The following is a 16,472-nucleotide window of genomic DNA, read 5'->3' as shown; positions in this document are numbered from 1 at the left end:
ATTTCACACAAAAATACAAGGGCACCCACGGGTCAAACCCGTCAGTGCCCTTGGGGTCCATCAGGCTTTCGCTCCGGCCAGCTTCTCCAGGGCGGCTCGGGCCGCCATCTGTTCCGCCTCTTTCTTGGTGTGGCCCTTACCCTGTCCGGCAGGGACGCCGTCCACGGCGGCCTCCATGACGAAAATCCGGGCATGGTCCGGTCCAATCTCCCGCACCAGGCGATAGCTCACGCTCACTCCGGGCTTGCGCTGCACCAGCTCCTGCAAGGCGGTCTTATAGTCCCGATCCACCGCTTTCTCCCGCTCCTTGTCCAGGATAAAGGTGCGGATGATGCTCTCCGCGGCGGCCATGCCGCCGTCCAGATACACCGCCGCCAGCGTGGCCTCGGTGGCATCGGCCAGAATGGAGGGACGAGTGCGCCCGCCTCCGGCGGCCTCGCCCTTACCCAGCTTCAAATAGGCGCCCAAATCCAGGACCTTGGCCACCTCGTATAAGCTTTCCTCACACACCAACGCTGCACGGGTCCGGGTCAGCTCCCCCTCCGGCATGTTGGGATGCGAGGAAAACAAATGCTGTGCCACCACAAGGCCCAGGACCGAATCCCCCAAAAACTCCAGCCGCTCGTTGCTGGTCACGCCCTCCGAGCGGTGCTCGTTGGCGTAGGAGCTATGGGTCATAGCGTGCTCCAGCAGCGATAGGTTTTTAAACTGATACCCCAACTTCTCTTCCAAACTTTTCATACTACCCTCCACGGAAAAAGCCCCGCCAGTGGCAGGGCTTTCCCCAAATCAAATGACTTCTTACAGATCCAGATGCTCCTGCATGTACTTGTACAGGTCGCCCACGGTGACGATGGAGCTGATCTCCTCTTCCTCCATCTCCTCCATGCCGAACTCCTCCTCCAGAGCCATGGAGAGGTCCACCAGGTCCACAGAATCCGCGCCCAGCTCGTCCACAAAGGCGGTATCCTTGGTGATGGCGTCAGCGTCCACGCCAAACTGCTCGGCAATCAAGGCACACAATTTTTCAAACATACTTTTCTCAAGCTCCTTTTATGTTGCTTTGGTAACAACATAATAGGGGCTTGATGCGTCCCTGTCAAGTGTCTTTTTGACAGTTTTTACTCCGCAGTCCCGTCTGTCTCCTGCTTTTTTGCCAAGCCCTTCACGGGCAGGCGCATGTACTCCACGTTTTCCGTGATATCCTCGATGATGCCGGACTTGCTGTACTCCATGGCCTGACGAATGGCGTTCTTCATAGCATAGCCGTCGGAGGAGCCGTGGGCCTTGATCACGGGGTGGGAAATGCCCATCAGGGGCGTGCCGCCCACCTCGCCGGAATCCATCTTCTTTTTAAACTCCCGCAGGCCGTCCTTCACCAGCAGAGCTGCAATCTTGGTCTTGAGACTGGAAAGAAACATCTTCTTGATCTCCCGGGCCATGTAGATGCCCACGCCCTCCATGGTCTTGAGGAAGATGTTGCCGGAGTAACCATCGGAGACGATGACGTCCACCGAGCCGGACACCGCCTCCCGGGCCTCCACGTTGCCCACGAAGTTGATGCGGCCCTCATCCGAGGCCTTTTGCAGCAGGCCATAGGCCTCCCGCTGCAAGTCTGTGCCCTTGGAGGGCTCCGCTCCGATGTTCAAAAGGCCCACCTTGGGCTCGGGACGACCCAGCACCCGCTCAGCGTAGTAGCTGCCCATAAAGGCAAACTGGAGCAGGAACTCGGGGGTGCACTCGGCGGTGGCGCCGCAGTCGATGAGCACCGCCCCGCCGTTACCCGTGGGCACCACAGGGGCTAGAGCCGCCCGGCGGATGCCCTTGATGCGCTTGGTCATCAGAGTGGCGGCAGACAGCAGGGCTCCGGTGGAGCCGGCGGAGACAAAGGCATCTCCGGTGCCGTCCTTGAGCAGGTTCAGGCCCACGGTGAGAGAGGAGTCCTTCTTCTCCTTGAAGGCGGTGGCGGGGTTGTCGCACATCTCCACCACCTGGTTGGCGTGGGTGATCTCCAGGCCCTGAGGCACTTCTGTGACCCCCTCCTTGTGCAGGGCCTCCAGAATCTCCTCTCCACGGCCCACCAGTACCACTTCTACGCCGTACTCGGCAATGGCATCCAAGGCACCTCGCACCGGTGCCTGAGGGGCGTTGTCACCGCCCATGGCGTCTACAATGATCTTCATCTCCGGCCCTCCTTCTCGTTACAGCTTCTCTCGCAGGGCATCCACCAGCTCCAGAGAGCGGCGGGACAGCTCTGCATTTTTGTTTCGCTTGCCCTTGACCTTGTGGTCCAGGGGCGGCATGATTCCAAAATTGATGTTCATGGGCTGGAAGTCCACCACGCTCTCGTTGCTCACGTACTGAGCCAGAGCGCCCAAGGCGGTCTCCCGGGGAAAGTCCACGGCTGGCTTGCCCAGCAGGCGGTTGGCCAGCTCCACCCCGGCCACAAAGCCGGAGGCGGTGGACTCCACATACCCCTCTACACCGGTGATCTGTCCGGCAAAGCAGATGCGCTCCTGGCCCCGTACCCGGTAGTAAGCGTCCAGCAGCCGGGGGGAATCCAGATAGGTATTGCGGTGCATGACCCCGTAGCGCACGTACTCGGCATGGGCCAGGGCGGGAATCATGGAGAACACCCGCTTCTGCTCTCCCCACTTCAAATGGGTCTGGAAGCCCACGATGTTGTACAGGGTGCCCTGGGCGTTGTCCCGGCGCAGCTGCACCACGGCATAGGGCTCCTTCCCCGTCTTGGGGTCGGGCAGGCCCTTGGGCTTGAGGGGACCAAAGCACAGGGTCTGTTCCCCCCGTCGAGCCATGACCTCCACGGGCATACACCCCTCAAACACCCGACCGTCCTCAAAGCCGTGGACAGGGGCCTCTTCGGCCTGGCACAGCTCCTTCCAGAAGGCCTGGTACTCCTCCTGGCTCATGGCGCAGTTGATGTAGTCCGCCGTGCCCCGGTCATACCGGGAGGCAAACCAGGCGTGGTCCATGTCGATACTCTCAAAGGTGACAATGGGAGCGGCGGCATCGTAGAAATTCAAATACCCGCTGTTGGGAAAGAGCTTGGCGATCTCCTCCGACAGCCCCTCGGACGTGAGGGGGCCACTGGCAATGATGACCTCTCCCTCCGGGATGTGGGTGACCTCCCCCTCCACCACGGTGATGTTGGGGTGGCTACGCACGGCGTCGGTGACCGCCTGGGAGAAGGCCTCCCGGTCCACGGCCAGAGCGCCGCCCGCCTCCACACGGGTCTGGTCGGCACAGCGCAGGATGAGGGAGCCACAGCGGCGCAGCTCCTCTTTCAGCAGCCCCACCGCATTCTCCAGTTGGTCGGAGCGGAGGGAGTTGGAGCACACCAGCTCCGCAAAGCCGTTGCTGTGGTGGGCGGGGGTCATCTTGTGGGGCTTCATCTCGTGCAGGGTCACCCCAATCCCCCGTTGGGCCAGCTGCCAGGCGGCTTCACAGCCCGCCAAGCCTGCGCCAATGATGGTTACATTCATAGTTCTTCCTTTATCTCAGGCCTCGTCCGCTTCTTTGGCGGCTTTGGCCGTGGTTTTCTTGGTGGTCGTCTTCTTCGTGGTGGTCTTTTTCGCCGTGCTCTTCTTGGCGGTGGTCTTTTTCGCCGTGGTCTTCTTCTTGGTCTCGCCCTCGGCCTGCTCCTGACCTTCCACCTGCTGGGCTGCCTCGCCCTCTTCGGTCTTCTTGCGGAAGCCGCCCCGCTTCTCTTCCGGTAGGAAGTTGGGACACTTCTCGTTGATGCAGAAGGGGCGCTTGTAGCCCCGGCCCGCTTTCTTGAACATGGTGTGGCCGCACTCGGGGCAGCAGTCCTTCACGGGCACGTCCCAGGTACGGAACTCACAGCGGCGGCTCTCGTCCTTACTGTTGAGGTGTTCGCAGCAGTAGTAGGTATACTGTTTGTGGGTCTTCTTGCTGGTTCCGGTGCGCTTGACCAGGCGGCCGCCGCACAGGGGGCACTTGCCCGGCATCTCCACCACCAGAGGCATGGTGAAGTTGCACTCCGGCCAGCCGGGACAGGCCAGGAAGCGGCCAAACCGCCCGGACTTCACCACCAGGTTGCGCCCGCACTCGGGGCAGATCTCCTCGGAGACCTCGTCGGGGACCTTGATGCGCTCCCCGTCCAGCTCGCTCTCCGCCTTCTTCATCTCCTGGTCAAAGTCGGTGTAGAAGTCGGACAGCACCTGCTTCCAGTTCACCTCGCCGGTCTCCACCTTGTCCAGCCGCTCCTCCATCTGGGCGGTAAAAGCGGGGTCCACAATGTCAGAGAATTTGTCCTTCATCAGCCCTGTAACCACTTCTCCCAGGGGAGTGGGCCGCAGGTGCTTGCCCTCCTTGACCACGTACTCCCGGTCGGTGATGGTGGAGATGGTGGGGGCATAGGTGGAGGGTCGGCCAATGCCCTTCTCCTCCAGAGCCCGGATGAGGGTGGCCTCGGTGAATCGGGCGGGGGGCTGGGTGAAGTGCTGAGAGGGGCTCAGGTCGTCCAGACGCAGGGCCTCCCCCTCCTTCAAGTCGGGCAGCGGGGACTGAGGCGCCTCGTCCTCGTCGTCCCGGCTCTCCTCATACACGGCGGTGAAGCCGGAGAACTTGATGGAGGAGTGGCTGGCCCGGAACTGGTACCCGGCACTCTCCACCTCAATGGACACGCTGTCATAAACAGCCTGGGCCATCTGGCAGGCCAGAAACCGGCTCCAGATGAGCTTGTACAGCCGATACTGCTCGCTGGTCAGGTCCTTCTTCAACTGCTCCGGGGTGAGGTTCACATCCGAGGGACGGATGGCCTCGTGGGCGTCCTGGGCAGAGTCCTTGGCCTTGAAGCGGCGGGTCTTTTCGGGATAATAGTCCTTGCCGTACCGAGCCTCGATGAAGGTCTTGGCGGAAGCCAGAGCCTCCTCAGACAGGCGCAGAGAGTCGGTTCTCATGTAGGTAATCAGACCCACGGTGCCCTCTCCGGTGATGTCCACACCCTCATACAGCTGCTGGGCCACGGACATGGTGCGCCGAGGGGTCATGTTCAGCTTTCGAGAGGCCTCCTGCTGCAAGGTGGAGGTGATAAAGGGCGGGGCGGGATTACGCTTTTTGTCCTGGCGCTTGACTGCCCGCACTGTGAAGGTGTCTGCCTTCACAGCATCCATGACCTCCTGCACCTCCTGGGCGTTGCCCAGTTCCATCTTCTTGTCCCGGCCGTAGAACTCCGCCCGGAAGGCCCCGATGTTGGGGGCGATGCGGCCCAGGTCGGCGGTGATGGACCAGTACTCCTTGGGCACGAAGGCGCGAATCTCCTCCTCCCGCTCCACCACCAGACGGGTGGCCACGGACTGCACACGGCCCGCAGACAGGCCACGGCGGATCTTCTTCCACAGCAAGGGGGAGAGCTGATAGCCCACGATGCGGTCCAGAATACGCCGGGCCTGCTGGGCGTCCACCAGGTTCTGGTCGATCTCCCGGGGGGACGCGATGGACTCGGTGACCACCTTGCGGGTGATCTCGTTGAAGGTCACCCGGCAGGTCTTCTCCTTGGGTACTCCAAGCACCGACTGCAAGTGCCAGGAGATGGCCTCTCCCTCTCGGTCAGGGTCGGTGGCCAGATAGACACGCTGGCTGTCCTTGGCGGCCTTTCTCAGCTCAGAAATGGTCTCTTCCTTATCCTTAATATCCTGATAGTCCGGCTCGAAGGTGGTCACGTCCACGCCCAGCTTGCTCTTGGGCAGGTCCCGCACGTGGCCCATGGACGCCTTCACCTGATAGTCCGGTCCCAAATATTTTCCAATGGTTTTTGCCTTAGCTGGTGACTCTACAATCACCAAATTCGTATTTCCCATAGATTCTTACTCCATTTTCAGTTTCACCGCTGCCCGGAATCGCTTGTCCTTTCCCTGGGTCACGTACCCTTGCAGCTGCAACATGGTCAGAGCAGCCAGAACCTGTCTGGCAGAGCGCTGGGTGTGCTCCACCAGGCCGTCCGCTCCCTTGGCTCCCTCTTGCAGAGCCAGGAGCACCACCTGCTCGTCATCGGTCAGGTTTTTCCGGCACTCCTTCCAGTCAATATATTCCATGCTTTCGGGATTGTCAACCTCTTTTTCCGCAGCGGGGGCTGTTTTGGGGGAAACGGGAGCCGGTTGTACCTGCTCCAACTGCTGCAATCTCTGCTCCACCACCTGGGGGTTCAGAGGGGGCTGTACCCCTAATTTTTCCGGGAAGCGATCCCGCCATTCACACAAGATATCCTCCCCACAGGTCACCAGTTTGGCGGCTCCCTCCTGGATGAGGCGGTTGGTGCCCTCGCTGGCCGGGGCGTCGATGGCACCGGGCACGGCGTATACGTCCCGGTTCTGGTCCAGAGCATGGCTGGCTGTGATGAGAGCGCCGCCCCGCCGGGGACTCTCCACCACCACAACGCCCAGGGACAGGCCGCTGATGATGCGGTTGCGCACTGGGAAGTGGCTGCCCTTGTGCTCGGTCCCTGGGGGATATTCCGAGAGAAGGAGCCCGGAGGCCGCCACATCCTCGTAGAGGAAGCGGTGGTACCGGGGATAAATAACGTCCAGCCCTCCGGCCAGTACGCTCACCACCGTGCCCCCGGCCATGAGGGCTCCCCGGATGGAGGCCGCGTCAATGCCCTGGGCCATACCGGACACCACCATAGCGCCGCCGTGGGTCAGCTCCATGGCCAGCTTTCCCGCCACCCGCTCCCCGTAAGGGGTACAGCTGCGGGTGCCCACCATGGCAATGGCCACCTGGTCGTCCAGAGAGATGGGGCGTCCCTTGGCGTAGAGCACCAAGGGCGGCTGGGGGATGTTCTCCAAGCGCTGGGGATACACCGCATCCTGACGGGTCATCACCCGGATGCCCAGCTGGTCGCAGCGGTCCAAAATCCGCTCCACCTCTCTCATGGACTTGTCCTTGAGCGAGGATCGGGCCAGACCGCTGAGCCCGGTGAGTTCATCCACGTCCTTGGCATGGGCGTAGTATACCCGCTCCGGCCCGCCGAAGTGGTCCAGCACCCGCTGCATGGTCACCCCCGCCAGGCCTCGCCGAGTGGACAACCACACCCAGTATTTCAAGTGGGACACCGTTCCCCGCCCCCTTCTCTCTCCTTTATAATTGGTCTCTGGCCATCTCCCAGAGCACCACCGACGCCGCAACGGCGGCGTTGAGGGATTCGCATCGCTCCACCATGGGAATTTTCACCGTCTTCTCACACAGCTGCAAGCTCAGGTCGGACACGCCCCGGCCCTCGCTGCCGATGATGACGCCGCTGCGAGTCAGAGAGACCTGCCGCACGTCCACGGTGTCCTCCCGCAGGGCTGTGGCGTACAGGGGAATGTCCGCCGCCCGGAGCCGTGCCGCCGCCTGCTCCAGGGTGCACTCCCACACAGGCAGGCGGAACGCCGCCCCCATGGTGGACCGCACCGTCTTGGGGCTCCAGGGGTCGGCGCAGCCGGAGCACAGGATGAGGCCGTCCGCCCCGAAGGCGTCAGCGGTACGCCAGATGGTCCCCACATTGCCCGGGTCTTGCACCCCGTCTAAAATGAGGTAGCGGTTCCCCGTCAGCTGCTCCGGAAGTTCCAGAGCGGGGGTACGGCAGACAAACACCACTCCCTGAGGGGTCTGGGTCTGGGCCACCGCCTCCAGCAGAGAGTCCGGCACCTCCACCACCCGCACGTCGTCGGGCAGCTGAGGCAGGGTGACCCCGGAGGCGTACACCACTGTCTCCAGGGGAATGCGCCAGCGCACCGCCTCTTGGAGCAGCTTGGGCCCCTCCCCCACGAATACCCCCTCCTCCCGGCGGGCGCTGCGCTTGCTGCCCAGCTTGCGCAGCCGGATGACCATGGGGTTGGAGCGGCTGGATATCACTTCATGTCTCATTTGTCGCATATCTTGGCAATGTCCTCATCCCGGCCCAGCACCATCATCTTGTCATTGGGGAAGAGCACGTAGTCTGCCCCCGGGGAGACGTTGACCTCCTGGCCACGGCGCACGGCAATGACGTTCAGGGCATACTTGGCCCGGATGTCCAGGTCCCGGATGGTCTTGCCCTGCCAAGCGGCGGGCAGGTCCACCTCCACGATGCCGTAGTCCTCAGACAGTTCGATGTAGTTGAGGATGTTGGAGCGGGCCAGACCCTGGGCCACCTTGATGCCCATCTCATGCTCGGGGAACACCACGTGGTCCGCCCCAACCTTCTCCAGCAGACGCTGGTGGACGTGGCTCATGGCCTTGCACACCACACGGGGCACCCCGGCCTCTTTCAGACGCATGGTAATCAGGGCGCTGCTGCCCACGTCGTTGCCCACGGCCACCACGGCACAGTCGTACTCGCCAATGCCCAGGGCATTGAGTACCGCCGGGTCTCGAGCATCGCCCACCACGGCGTGGGTCACCAGGTCGGCCACACTCTGCACCCGATCCCGGTCCGTGTCCACGGCCAACACGTCATGGCCTACTTCGAACAACTCTCTGGCCACCGCCGTTCCAAAGCGGCCCAGGCCAAACACTGCAAAATTCTTCACGTCAATTCCTCCATTAACCGATCATAACGTCACTTTCCGGATAGCTAATGCGGCTCTGCCGCCCGCCCTGGGTCAAGAATGCCACGGACAGAGAGAGCACACCCACACGGCCCAAGTACATCATCGCCACCAGCAACAGGTGGGAGAAGGTGGACAGGGTTGGGGTGATTCCGGTGGTCAGACCCACCGTGCCCAGAGCAGAGGCCGTCTCAAAGGCAGCGGACAGATAGGGGACCTCATCCACCACCGAGATGGTGATGGAGGAGAACAGGAACATCACAGACACCACCAGGACCAAGGTCACGGCGGAGAGCACCTTGGTCAGGGGGATGGTTCGGCCCCGGATGGTCACTTCGCTGCGGCCGTGGAGCCCGGCCCGCATGGCCAGCACCAGCACGCCCAAGGTCACGGTCTTAATACCACCAGCGGTGGACCCGGCAGAGCCGCCCACCAGCATGAAGAGAACGCACACAAACTGGGACACCTCTCGCAGTCCGCCCTGGGAAATGCTCAAAAAGCCGGCGGTACGCAGGGTGATGGACTGGAACAGGGCGTTGAGCCCCTGCTGCCACCAGGGCATCCCCCCCAGCGTCTCAGGGTTATCATGCTCCACCAGCAGGAAAAACAGCATGCCTCCCACAATGAGGGATGCCGTGATGACAATCACCATCTTGCTGTACAGGGACAGACGGTGGAAGGACTTCTTGTGTATGATCTCCTCCCACACAAAAAAGCCCAGACCGCCGCACACAATCAGGCAGGCCACCGTGAGCAGCACCACCGGGTTATCGGAATAGGTGGACAGGCTGCCCAAGCCGTCGGGGCCCAGCAGGTCAAAGCCCGCATTACAAAAGGCGGACACGGCGGTGAACACGCCCTTCCAAATGGCCCCCAGCCCATAGCGGGGCCAGAAACACGCCGTGAGCACAATGGCGCCCATGCCCTCCACCAGGAAGGTCAGGCGGAACGCTCCACCCACCAATCGGGCCACGTCGTGCATGTCGTTGAGGTTAAAGGCGGACACCATCATCAGCCGCTGACTCAGCGACATGCGCTTTTTTACCAGGCTGGCCAACAGAAAGATCACACTCATAAAGCCCAAGCCGCCCAGCTGAATCAAAGCCAAAATGACCACCTGACCAAACAGGGTAAACTGAGTCAGGGTGTCCACCACGATTAGGCCCGTCACACAGGTGGCGGACGTGGCGGTGAACAGGGCCGTGATGGGCCCACAGCTCACCCCGGACCGGGACGCAATGGGGAGCATCAACAGCAACGCCCCCGTCAAAATGACTCCAGCAAACGATAAGGCGATGACTCTGGTGGAGTTGACCACCCGTCTCCGCCGCCCTCTGCCACTCATCTTCCACACCTCTCCATTCCATAGGAAAGTCATACCGTCAGAGCCCTCTGCCGGTATGACTTTGCGCAGATCTGTTCAAACACGGGCCGACGAGTTCACATCGTTGCTTCATGGTTCTCGCCCTCCCCGTTTCTGATTGGGAAACTCTGACGGTTTCCCGTTCTTTCCCGCCCGCACTCGCTTCTTCGCAGGCGATCCCCTACATTGTACAAATAACCATGGGAAATTTCAACCCCTTTGTTCCCATCCCCGCCAACTCCTGCCTTTTGTGGAATCTCCCCGCATTTTTCAATCGCCCTATATCTTGCATGATGCAAATTGTATATTGATTCCAGGTCCTCTCAGGCGTATAATTAAGTATCATAATCACGGGCTTATTGGGAGAAACCGCGGAAAACCATCTGGTTTTCCGCGGTTTCCTTCCTGCCTAAAAAAGGAGACTTCATATTATATGGATGGACGAAAATTTTGCTGTCGGATTTTGTTTTATGTGCTGGGCCTGTTTGTCATGGCCTTTGGGGTCACCTTCGCGGCCAACTCCAACCTGGGAATGTCGCCGGTAAACTCCATTCCCGCCGTACTCAGTGCCATCACCAACATCGAGATGGGCACCTGTGTGATTATCATTTTCTCCCTGTTTATTGTGGCACAAATTCTCATCAAGCGGCGACAGTTTCGCCTCATTGACCTGACACAGCTGATTTTCTCCACTATCTTCGGCTTTTTCGTGGACTTCACTAACTTTCTTATGGGCGGCATTTGTCTGCCCACTGTGGCAGGGCGTGTCGTCATGATGCTCATCAGCCTGGTGCTCATCGCCATTGGAGTGTCCGCCTATGTGGCCACCGATCTCATCAACATGCCCATGGAGGGCATGACCCTGGCCATCACTCAAGCCGTGAAGCACAAGACCTTCCGCCAGGTCAAGGTGGTGGTGGACACCGCCACCGTGGTCATCGCTCTGGTGCTGTCTCTGGTATTTATGGGTGTGATTCAGCTCAATCAGGGCATCACAGGCTATCCCACCAGCCTGGTCTTTGTGGGCACCATCGTCAGCGCCGTGGGCGTGGGGACCGTCATGGGTCCCGTTCAGAAGGTGGTCCTCCCTCCCATCCGCCGCATCTGCTTCGGCTCCTCGGCCCAGACGGCCCAATAATTGCAACAAATGCCCCGAGAGGCTTGAAGCCTCTCGGGGCATTTGTTATCCGTTGACCTCAGCAGGCACCAAACGGGCATGCAGGACAAAACGAGCATTTTCAAAGGCGGAGCTACAGGTGGACAGGGTGACAATCCGGTCCTCCTCCCGCAGCTGCACATCGGTGGTAAAGGCAGAACGGCCCTGGATATCCTCCAGCCAGCTGGTAAAGCTGCCCTCCTCGGTGAAGTTCAGCTGCCAGGCGTTGGTGTCCACGCTGCTGACATAGCCGGAGAAGAATTGCAGCAGATAGGTCTGGTCCGGGGTCATCAGGTAGCCCACCGTGTGCTCCTCATAGAAGCTCTGGTCGGCATAGTGGCGCAGGTCGTTGAACATGGTCTTGTTGTTCATCTGGTGGCCGTAGATGATGGTATTGGGGTCGGTGAGGTCTGCCTCGTTGCGGTAGTCCATGAAAATGGCGCCCGCACTGTTCCACTTACCGGTGAACAGGCGGTTGAGGTAGTACTCATTGTCCGAACCCTGCACCACAGGATAGTTGACATGGGTGCCGGGGATGTAAATCCAGGCCATCACGTCCGGGTTGATCCCCTTCAAGGAATTAAAATCCACCACCGGGAACTGATTCAAATTCTCGGTAGCCTGGGGGGCCGGAGTGCCATCTGGGTTCTCTTCCTCGCCAGACTCGGAGGGAATCACAGGCAGCTCGCTGGGGATGCTCACAAACTGCTCCAGCTCTCCGTAGGCGTCCTCGCCCTCCTTGTACTCCGACATGATACTCCAAATCTTATACCCTGACACCGCCATCACAACAATGAGGATGGCGCAGATAATTCGATACAACCACTTCATGCGTACCCTTCTTTCCCTGTGGTAAAATTGAACGTATTTACTATACCATAACTATAGGCAAATTTCAATGCTGTGTCACACCACAATCTCCACCCGGCTGCCGCCGGTGCGGTCCTTGCGCACCACGATCTGTTTGTCGATTTTCTCCTTGAGCTCGGACACATGGGAGATGATGCCCACCAGGCGGTTGCCCTGGGCCAAATCTCCCAGCGCCCCCATGGCCTTGTTCAGGGATTCCTCGTCCAGGGAGCCGAAACCCTCGTCCACGAACATGGTGTCCAGGCGGATACCCCCGGCAGAGGACTGGATTTCATCGGACAGCCCCAGGGCCAGGGCCAAAGAGGCCTGGAAGGACTCGCCCCCGGACAGAGACTTGACGCTGCGCTGGGTGCCGTTGTAGTGGTCGATGACATCCATCTCCAGGCCGCTCTGGCCCCGGCTGCCCGCCGCCTCCCGGCGGCGCTTTAGCTCGTACTGGCCCCCGGTCATCACCAGCAGCCGCAGGTTAGCTCTGCGGAGGATGCGGTCAAAGAAGGTCATCTGCACATAGGTCTCCAGGGCGATTTTCTCCTTCCCCGGCAAGGTACCGTTGACGGTGTTGGACAACGTGCGCACCCAGGTATACCGCTGCTCCAGCTGGGTGAGCTGGGCGGTCTTTCCCTGGATTTGTTCCAAGGCAGTGCGGTTGGTAGTAATGCGGGTGTGGAGCTCCCGCTGCACAGCAGTCAACTGGGCACGCCGCAGGGTCAGCTCCTGGCTGCGGGCCCGCTGGGCCACCAAGTCCACCGGCTGGCTCTGCTCCACCAGGTGGGTCAGCTGCTTCACCGCCTCCTCTGCCCCCGTCAGGGCCAGTTGGGCGGCATTGGCCCGCCGCTGAGCCTGAGTTTGAGCCTCCTCCAGCCGCTGGAGCTTCCCTTTCAGGTCACTCTGCTCCTGTCTGGCCTGTTCCGCCTGAGGGTAGCGCAGCTGCCCTTCCAGGGTGTGAATCTGCCCCTGCAGCTCTTCCCGCCGGCTGTTTGCTCCTGCCAGCTGCTCCCGAGCAGAAGCTATGGCCTGCTCCAGCTCTCCTAGCCGCTGTTCCTGCTGGGGAATTTGAGTGTCCAGCTGTCGCTTGCGCGCCAAGGCAGCCTCCACCTGGCGCAGCTGTCCCCTCACCTGGTCCAATGCCTCCTGGGCTTTTCTCTGGGCCTCCCGAATGGCTTGGGCCACCTGGTCCAAGGGCTGGTCTGCCCCCTGCTCTGGCAGCACGTGAACCATTTGACTGCGCAGACGCTGCTCCCGCTCCTCCAGAGCTGTACGGGCCTTTCCCGCCTCCACACTCCAGGTGCTGGCGGTCTGCTGGGCCGCCTCCCAGGCCTGCTTGACCCGGTTCAGCTCCTCCTCCGTGGGTGCCCCCGGGGAGAGTTGGGCGGGGGTGGGATGGGCCAGGGACCCGCACACGGGACAGGGCTGGCCCTCTGCCAGCTGCTGGGCTAAAATTCCCGCCTGCTCATCCAAAAAGGCCTGATTTTTCCCGGTGTAGTCCTCTTGAGCCGCTTGTGCCTTCTGCCGGGCCACACCATAGCGTTTCTGGGCATTCTCCAAGTTCACACGGGCCTGACGGCACCCTGCCAGCAGGGTGCTTAATTCCTCCAGCTGCTGGCTCTGTTCCTGGGCCCGGGTCTGCTGTCCCAGCAGCCGCTCCCGCTGGGCTCCTGCCTCTTCCAGGCCCGCCCGCTCCTGCCGCCAGAGTTCCAGCTCCTTTTCCCGCCGCCGCTGCTCGTTCTCCTGCTCCTCCAGCCAGGTGCTCTGTTGTCGGATGCTCTGGGTTTGAGCCGTAAGATTCTGGCGCAGCTGGTCCAGCTCCTGATACCGGGGCAGCCCTGCCTCCAGGTCCGCCAACTGGGCCCGCAGGCCTTCCAACTGTGGTGCCTGTGCCGTCTGGGCCTCCAGCTGCTGTTGCGCCGCCTCCCACTGGGCGGCACAGGTCTTCCGCCGGGCTTGGGCCTCTTCCAGCTGGCTTTGGGCCTTTTCCAGCTCCTCCGCCTTAGCCAACAGGGCGGTGACAGCCTTCCACTCTCCGTCCAGCTGTTCCAGCTCCTCACTGCATTGGGTGTCCCGCTCCCGGTCCTGCTCCAAGAGGGCCTCCAGAAGTTCCACCGTCTCCTGGATGGGCAGCTCTCCCGCCCAGGCCCGCTCCCACTGGGGGTACATCGGGTCCTCCCGGGGGCAGAGCACCCCGTCGATGTACTGTTTGACGCTGGCTCGAGCCGCCTCACACTCCCTCTGTAGAGCGCCGCTCTCGCTTTTCACCTTCTCCTGGAACACCATGTACCCTCGGGTGGGGAAGAGCTTGCGAAAAATCTCCTGTCTGCTACGGGTATCCGCCAGCAGCAGCTTGAGAAAGTCCCCCTGGGCGATCATGGCAATCTGGGCAAACTGGCTGCGGTCCAGTCCGATGATATTCACAATTTCCCCGGTGACCTCCCGGGTCTTGGTGACCAGGCGGCCGTCAGGGAGGTGCAGCTCCGCCTCCGCCCGCTGGAGGGTGGTGCCGCCCCCTCGCTTGGCGGGGCGCTCATACTCCGGGGAGCGCCGGACCGTGTAGGTCTGCCCGCCGTAGGAGAATACCAGCTCCACCCAGGTGGGGGTGTCCGGCTGGGCGTACTTGGAGCGGAACATAGATGGGTCCCGGTTGTCCCCGCTGGGCTCCCCATACAACGCATAGGTGATGGCATCAAAGATGGTGGTCTTCCCCGCCCCGGTGTCTCCGGTGATGAGGTACAGCCCCCGCTCTCCCAGCTGTTCCAGGGGAATTTCCACCTGCCCGGCATAAGGGCCGAAGGCGGACAAGGTCAAGTGTAGTGGTCTCATCGCTCACCCTCCCAAATGGATTCCATCAATTGCTGGGCAAAGGCCCGCTGCTCCTCCCCCATGGGCTGCCCATTTTGCAGGGCGTAAAACTGGTCCAGCAACTCCAGCGGAGACTTTTTCTCCTGGTCTTCCTCCATCTCAATGGAATGCTCTGCCCGGGTGCGGCAATTGTCATAGTCCAGCTTCATCAAGTGGGGATAGATAATACGCAGCTTGGCCATTCCGTCGGGGATGTCCTCCTCATCGGTGAGGGTGATGTGGATATAGTCCTGGGGATAGCGGGTGCCCTGGTAGAAGTCCCGGAGGGTGAGCTGCTCATAACTGCCCCGCAGCTCCACCAGGTCCCGCAGCGGGGTGAGGGGCACGGTGCGCACCGCCACATTTCCCTTCTCCCCCAGCTCCACCACGGTCACAGACTTGTGGTGTCCCGCCTCGGAAAAGGAGTATTTCAGAGGGGTACCACAGTAGCGCACCGTCTCCCGCCCCACCGTCTGGGGCCCGTGGAGATGGCCCAAAGCCACATAGTCGAAGTCGTCAAAGGCGGACACGTCCACCTGGTCGGTGCCTCCCACCGATACCTCTTCCGAGTCGCACCGGGTGGCCCCGGTGACAAACTGGTGGGTCACCAGGATGTTCCGCTCCCTCCAGTCCACCTCCATGGCCTGGATGGCGGTGGTGACCGCGTCGGTGTAGCTGGTGATCTCCTGCTCGGGAAAATATCGCCGCACATAGGCGGGCTTGACAAAGGGGAGCAGATGGATATGCACTTGGCCATACTCATCGGCGAGGGTATACACCGCCGCCGTGCCGTTGTACACCGGGGCGATGTGGATGCCGCTTTGCTCCATCAGCCGCCCGCCAAAGGCCATGCGTTCCGGGGAGTCATGGTTGCCGCTGATGAGATAGACCTGGAGCCCCCGCCGGGACAGCTGGACCAGGAAGTCATCCAGCAGGGCCACTGCCTCCGCCGTGGGCACCGACTTGTCGTATACGTCCCCGGCGATGAGCACCCCCTGGGGCCGCTCATCCTCTACAATGCGTATAATTTTCTTTAAAATATACCGTTGGTCTTCCAGCATGGAATACTCGTTGACCCGCTTTCCCAGGTGCAGGTCGGACAAATGGATGAATTTCATACGTCTTCGGTCCCCCGCTGGATGGTCTGGGCCAGCACCTGGGCGGCCAGGCGGGAGCCCGCCTCACTGGGGTGGTAGCTGTCCTGGGCGTACAGCTCCTGTTGGTCCGCCAGCTGGTAAAACCGGGTGCCCACATCCGCCATCAACGCCCCGGTGTCCTGGGCCGCTTGGGCGTAGGCCTGGTGGAGCTGCTGGTACATCTGGTCGTAGTCCATGCCAAAGGCCCGGAGCTTCGCCCCGCCCCGTTGATAGGCCCAGGTGGCGTAGAGCACCGGTACCGCTCCATTGGCCCGAATCTGCTCACACAGGCGGGTGACGCTGCTGAAAAAGGACGCCGGACTGGTGATGGGGCCGTTGCTCATCTCCTGGAGTACCACATAGTCCCATTTCTCCTCCCGCAGCGCCGCCTGGGTGGCGGCCCCCATCCGGGTGTTGGGGTTGAGCTGCTCGGACAGGCGCGCCCCACCTCGGGTGTGGGCTACCACCTCCGCCCCAGTGAGCTCAGCCAGCATGTCCGGCATATCGTTAAAAAAGGTAAAGCTGTTTCCCAGCATTAAAATTCTCATGGATGTTCCCTTCTT

The 16,472-nt window shown here is 61.3% G+C and carries 14 protein-coding genes; 1 reads left to right on the top strand and 13 read right to left on the bottom strand.

What is annotated here, in order from left to right; genetic code table 11:
- Positions 1 to 60: 60 nt before the first annotated feature.
- The 9 genes from rnc to B5F22_RS04760 all read right to left on the bottom strand — a co-directional run bounded on the left by rnc (position 61) and on the right by B5F22_RS04760 (position 9,897).
- Complete coding sequence (gene rnc, locus B5F22_RS04800) at positions 61 to 741, bottom strand: ribonuclease III (RefSeq protein WP_087229450.1); 681 nt, start codon at positions 739 to 741, stop codon at positions 61 to 63.
- A 60-nt stretch (positions 742 to 801) separates the two neighbouring features.
- A complete protein-coding gene (locus B5F22_RS04795; RefSeq protein WP_087229446.1) occupies positions 802 to 1,035 on the bottom strand; it encodes an acyl carrier protein in 234 nt (77 codons plus the stop codon).
- A gap of 86 nt (positions 1,036 to 1,121) precedes the next feature.
- Complete coding sequence (gene plsX / locus B5F22_RS04790; protein ID WP_087370362.1) at positions 1,122 to 2,183, bottom strand: phosphate acyltransferase PlsX; 1,062 nt, start codon at positions 2,181 to 2,183, stop codon at positions 1,122 to 1,124.
- An 18-nt stretch (positions 2,184 to 2,201) separates the two neighbouring features.
- A complete protein-coding gene (gene trmFO, locus B5F22_RS04785) occupies positions 2,202 to 3,503 on the bottom strand; it encodes a methylenetetrahydrofolate--tRNA-(uracil(54)-C(5))-methyltransferase (FADH(2)-oxidizing) TrmFO (protein WP_087391446.1) in 1,302 nt (433 codons plus the stop codon).
- Between the two features lie 15 nt (positions 3,504 to 3,518).
- Positions 3,519 to 5,843, bottom strand: coding sequence for a type I DNA topoisomerase (gene topA, locus B5F22_RS04780; RefSeq protein WP_087229437.1), 2,325 nt, complete (start codon positions 5,841 to 5,843; stop codon positions 3,519 to 3,521).
- Between the two features lie 6 nt (positions 5,844 to 5,849).
- The gene (gene dprA / locus B5F22_RS04775) at positions 5,850 to 7,094 is read right to left on the bottom strand and encodes a DNA-processing protein DprA (RefSeq protein WP_087370356.1); all 1,245 of its coding nucleotides are present in this window, start codon (positions 7,092 to 7,094) and stop codon (positions 5,850 to 5,852) included.
- Between the two features lie 25 nt (positions 7,095 to 7,119).
- Positions 7,120 to 7,890: an RNA methyltransferase gene (locus B5F22_RS04770; RefSeq protein WP_087391444.1), complete on the bottom strand. Its 771-nt coding sequence runs from the start codon at positions 7,888 to 7,890 to the stop codon at positions 7,120 to 7,122.
- Positions 7,887 to 8,534: a TrkA family potassium uptake protein gene (locus tag B5F22_RS04765; protein ID WP_087229428.1), complete on the bottom strand. Its 648-nt coding sequence runs from the start codon at positions 8,532 to 8,534 to the stop codon at positions 7,887 to 7,889. The genes B5F22_RS04770 and B5F22_RS04765 overlap by 4 nt, the downstream gene beginning before the upstream one ends.
- Positions 8,535 to 8,547: 13 nt before the next feature.
- On the bottom strand, positions 8,548 to 9,897 hold the full coding sequence (locus tag B5F22_RS04760) for a potassium transporter TrkG (RefSeq protein ID WP_087391442.1): 1,350 nt from the start codon (positions 9,895 to 9,897) through the stop codon (positions 8,548 to 8,550).
- A 451-nt stretch (positions 9,898 to 10,348) separates the two neighbouring features.
- On the opposite strand from B5F22_RS04760, the gene B5F22_RS04755 reads away from it, so the two are divergent.
- Complete coding sequence (locus tag B5F22_RS04755) at positions 10,349 to 11,053, top strand: hypothetical protein (RefSeq protein ID WP_087391440.1); 705 nt, start codon at positions 10,349 to 10,351, stop codon at positions 11,051 to 11,053.
- 45 nt (positions 11,054 to 11,098) lie between these two features.
- Here the strand turns inward: B5F22_RS04755 and srtB are convergent, their stop codons facing one another.
- The 4 genes from srtB to B5F22_RS04735 form a co-directional block, all read right to left on the bottom strand.
- Complete coding sequence (srtB, locus tag B5F22_RS04750) at positions 11,099 to 11,902, bottom strand: class B sortase (protein WP_087391438.1); 804 nt, start codon at positions 11,900 to 11,902, stop codon at positions 11,099 to 11,101.
- Positions 11,903 to 11,977: 75 nt separating this feature from the next.
- Entirely contained in the window at positions 11,978 to 14,755 is a 2,778-nt protein-coding gene (locus B5F22_RS04745) for an SMC family ATPase (protein ID WP_087391436.1), read from the bottom strand.
- On the bottom strand, positions 14,752 to 15,891 hold the full coding sequence (locus tag B5F22_RS04740) for an exonuclease SbcCD subunit D (RefSeq protein ID WP_087391434.1): 1,140 nt from the start codon (positions 15,889 to 15,891) through the stop codon (positions 14,752 to 14,754). Before B5F22_RS04740 ends, B5F22_RS04745 begins: the two co-directional genes overlap by 4 nt.
- Positions 15,888 to 16,457 (bottom strand): DUF4886 domain-containing protein, encoded by a 570-nt coding sequence (locus B5F22_RS04735; RefSeq protein ID WP_087391432.1) that lies wholly within the window; start codon positions 16,455 to 16,457, stop codon positions 15,888 to 15,890. The genes B5F22_RS04740 and B5F22_RS04735 overlap by 4 nt, the downstream gene beginning before the upstream one ends.
- Positions 16,458 to 16,472 lie beyond the last annotated feature (15 nt).

It is taken from the genome of Pseudoflavonifractor sp. An187, assembly GCF_002160275.1.
Taxonomy (GTDB): Bacteria; Bacillota; Clostridia; order Oscillospirales; family Oscillospiraceae; genus Enterenecus; species Enterenecus faecium.
The sequence above is the reverse complement of the archived record's forward strand: the minus strand, read 5'-3'. Positions and strand labels throughout refer to the sequence as shown.

What these genes read in the sequence shown, in the direction of transcription:
- rnc (WP_087229450.1), bottom strand. Translation starts at nt 741, where the DNA reads ATGAAAAGTTTGGAAGAGAAGTTGGGGTATCAGTTTAAAAACCTATCG.
- B5F22_RS04795 (WP_087229446.1), bottom strand. Translation starts at nt 1,035, where the DNA reads ATGTTTGAAAAATTGTGTGCCTTGATTGCCGAGCAGTTTGGCGTGGAC.
- plsX (WP_087370362.1), bottom strand. Translation starts at nt 2,183, where the DNA reads ATGAAGATCATTGTAGACGCCATGGGCGGTGACAACGCCCCTCAGGCA.
- trmFO (WP_087391446.1), bottom strand. Translation starts at nt 3,503, where the DNA reads ATGAATGTAACCATCATTGGCGCAGGCTTGGCGGGCTGTGAAGCCGCC.
- topA (WP_087229437.1), bottom strand. Translation starts at nt 5,843, where the DNA reads ATGGGAAATACGAATTTGGTGATTGTAGAGTCACCAGCTAAGGCAAAA.
- B5F22_RS04770 (WP_087391444.1), bottom strand. Translation starts at nt 7,890, where the DNA reads ATGAGACATGAAGTGATATCCAGCCGCTCCAACCCCATGGTCATCCGG.
- B5F22_RS04760 (WP_087391442.1), bottom strand. Translation starts at nt 9,897, where the DNA reads ATGAGTGGCAGAGGGCGGCGGAGACGGGTGGTCAACTCCACCAGAGTC.
- B5F22_RS04755 (WP_087391440.1), top strand. Translation starts at nt 10,349, where the DNA reads ATGGATGGACGAAAATTTTGCTGTCGGATTTTGTTTTATGTGCTGGGC.
- srtB (WP_087391438.1), bottom strand. Translation starts at nt 11,902, where the DNA reads ATGAAGTGGTTGTATCGAATTATCTGCGCCATCCTCATTGTTGTGATG.
- B5F22_RS04745 (WP_087391436.1), bottom strand. Translation starts at nt 14,755, where the DNA reads ATGAGACCACTACACTTGACCTTGTCCGCCTTCGGCCCTTATGCCGGG.
- B5F22_RS04740 (WP_087391434.1), bottom strand. Translation starts at nt 15,891, where the DNA reads ATGAAATTCATCCATTTGTCCGACCTGCACCTGGGAAAGCGGGTCAAC.
- B5F22_RS04735 (WP_087391432.1), bottom strand. Translation starts at nt 16,457, where the DNA reads ATGAGAATTTTAATGCTGGGAAACAGCTTTACCTTTTTTAACGATATG.